The 2,627-nt window shown below is 74.0% G+C and carries 2 protein-coding genes and 1 pseudogene; 1 reads left to right on the forward strand and 2 read right to left on the reverse strand.

The features are described 5' to 3' along the window. Window positions 1-32: 32 nt before the first annotated feature. Together ROTAS13_RS22725 and ROTAS13_RS22730 are read right to left on the reverse strand one after the other, a co-directional pair. Window positions 33-311 (reverse strand): hypothetical protein, encoded by a 279-nt coding sequence (locus tag ROTAS13_RS22725; protein ID WP_075823523.1) that lies wholly within the window; start codon window positions 309-311, stop codon window positions 33-35. After that, a complete protein-coding gene (locus ROTAS13_RS22730; RefSeq protein ID WP_019460219.1) occupies window positions 311-1,546 on the reverse strand; it encodes a cupin domain-containing protein in 1,236 nt (411 codons plus the stop codon). The genes ROTAS13_RS22725 and ROTAS13_RS22730 overlap by 1 nt, the downstream gene beginning before the upstream one ends. Window positions 1,547-1,837: 291 nt before the next feature. On the opposite strand from ROTAS13_RS22730, the pseudogene ROTAS13_RS22735 reads away from it, so the two are divergent. Beyond that, window positions 1,838-2,627, forward strand: a pseudogene (locus ROTAS13_RS22735) (NAD-glutamate dehydrogenase domain-containing protein); the annotation flags it as partial.

Genomic DNA, 2,627 nt, shown 5'->3' on the forward strand with positions numbered 1-2,627 from the left:
TCGCCTTACGGTGGAGCTGTGCGTAGATGTGATCAAGAGACAGCCCGGTCGCTGTGGCCCAGCACGCAGACATCGCGGTCCGGTTCCGCCTTGATCAGCCGGGCGGCGGCGGCGAGGCCGCTGCGCGCCGCATCCGTGACCTGGGCATTGCCGGAGTGGAAGGGGATGGCGAAGACATCGTCCTCCAGCCGTTCCGCCCCGACGCAGCTGAAGTCCCGCCGCGGGGCCTGGGCGGCGCCCTGGGCGGAGGCCAGTGCGAGGATCGCGGGGGCGAGGATCGCGGCCAGCAGGCCGTGCAGCAGCGGGAGCATCACGAGGCCGCCTGGGCGAGCAGCCCGGCCCCGGCGAGGCGCTGGAGGAAGCCGGCGGCATCCACGCCCGGATGCGCCCTGCTGAGCCCGGCCTCGTCCACCTCCCGCCGCGACAGGACCCAGCCGGCGGCCTCGGCCTCGGCGGGGGACAGGGGCAGCGTGCCGGCGCCGGTCTTCAGCAGCCATTCGCTGCCGCGCCGCACGGGCTTGGCGCCCTCGGCCACGACGCGGAAGCCGCCTTCGCCCGTTTCCTCCGGGGGGGTGCCCTCCGCCTCCGGCACGGCCAGGCCCCGCGTGGCGAGGAGGTTGTTGCCGCCGCGGTGGAAGCGGTGCTCGGCGACGAGGCGGCCCAGCATCTCCAGCACCCGCGGCTCGCGGCAGTATTCCGACAGGCGCGTGCCGAGCTGCCCGGCGCGGGTGGTGAGCGCGAACTGTGTGGCGGGGGTGCCGTCCTGGCGGGGCAGAGGCTGGCGGAAGAGCGGGTCCTGGATGGCGCGCTCGAAGAGCATCGACAGCAGGTCCAGGCCAAGCGGCGCGTTGGCGCCATAGGCGACATGGACGGAGGTGTCGGCCTCGGTGATGGCGTCGTGATACCAGCCGCGCGGCAAATACAGCAGGTCGCCGGCCTTCAGCACCACCTTCTCGCGCAGCGGGCCCTTGGCCTGCTCGTGGTGCGCCTGGCCGAGCGAACGGAAGGAGGGATGGCTGATCGGCCATTCCGCCCGGTTGGCCCAGATGTTCCAGACCTTCTCGCCCTCGACCTGCACGGCCCAGACGTCGTGCGTGTCGAAATGGGCGGGGAAGGCCTTGTGCTGGCGGAAGGAGATATAGACGTTGGCCTGCGCCTTGCCGAGCCCGGCATCCTCCAGCGCATCGCTCACCGAGGCGAGGCCGGGGCTCAGGCTGTCCACGTCGTTCATGACGACCGAGGCCCCGCGCGCCACCCATTCGCGCAGCTTGCGGGAATCGGGCTGCTGCACCGGCTGGCCGTCGCGGCCGGTGGCGCGGATGCAATAGGCCTCCGCCGGCACCGCCTGGGTGTCCATCATCAGGCGCAGCGAATGGCTGGACCAGATATGGGTCATGTCCAGCAGCCGGTCGATCGCGCGCCAGGACAGGATGGCGGCGAACTTCGCCGCCCCGCCCGGGATGTGCAGCGGCTGCCGGTCGTGGAACTCGGCGAAGAAGCGTTCCGGCGTGACCGGCGACAGCAGGTCGGAGAGCGACAGGGCCATGGCGCGCAGCCTAGCCGAGGGCCGGGCGGCCGTCATCGCCGCCCCCGGGGCCGTCACCCTGTGCGGCGCGCATCGCCGGCATCTGTGGCGCGGTTGCATCGGAAGGGCGTCCTGCTACCGGTGGACCGGGGCCAGCGGAGCGGTGGGGAACGGCGCGCGGAAGCGTCACGGGTGCGTGCCTTGCGTCCCCCGGACAGGGCGCCGATACCAACGGGGACGCCAGGAACCGCCCTGTGCAACCGGACCGCAGCAAGCAGGCCGGAGGCAGGGCAGAGCACAAGGACAAGGACCATGCCGCAGGACGCCAGCCCCGCCGGACGTGGAGTGGAACAGGAAGCCGGCCGGCAGACAGGGGCCGGGACGGGGCCGGACCGGCTGCGGGAGGAGATCCTCGGCGCCGCCGGGGAGGCGGCGCGGCGGCTGGCGCCGGCCCTGCCGGAAGACCTGCCGGTACTGCTGCGCCATCTCTTCGAGGCCCTGCCGACCGCCGAGCTGGCGGCCGAATCGCCCGAGGCGCTGGCCGCGGCGGCGATCTCGCTCTGGTCCCTGGCCTCCGAGCGGCGGCCCGCCGAGGCGAAGCTGCGGCTGCAGCCGCCGGGGCCGGGGCGCGGCGGCGCGCTGCTGGAGATCGTGACGGACGACATGCCCTTTCTGGTGGACAGCGCCATGGCGGCGCTGACCCTGTCGGGGCGCACGGTGCGGCGGCTGCTGCACCCGGTGATGACGGTGCGGCGCGATGCCGGGGGGCGGCTGCTGGGCTTCGGCCCGCAGGAGCCGGCCGAGAGCATGATGCGCATCGAGATCTCGCCCGCCCCGGCGCGGCTGCTGGGCGAGGATGCCGCCCCGCCGGAGGACTGGCCCGGGGTGGAGGCCACGCTGCGGCGGACGCTGGCCGACCTGCGCCAGGCCGTGTCCGACTATCCCGCCATGCGGGCGCAGCTCCGCCTCGCGGCGCAGGACGTGGCCGGGGCGCCCTCGGGGGCGGTGGCCAGCGACTTCCTGCGCTGGCTCGACGAGGACAACTTCGTGCTGCTCGGCCATCGCCGGCTGCGGCTGGAGGCCCCGGACGGGGCCGTGTCGG

The sequence above is a fragment of the Roseomonas sp. TAS13 genome (assembly GCF_001950415.1).
Classification (GTDB): domain Bacteria; phylum Pseudomonadota; class Alphaproteobacteria; order Acetobacterales; family Acetobacteraceae; genus Roseomonas; species Roseomonas mucosa.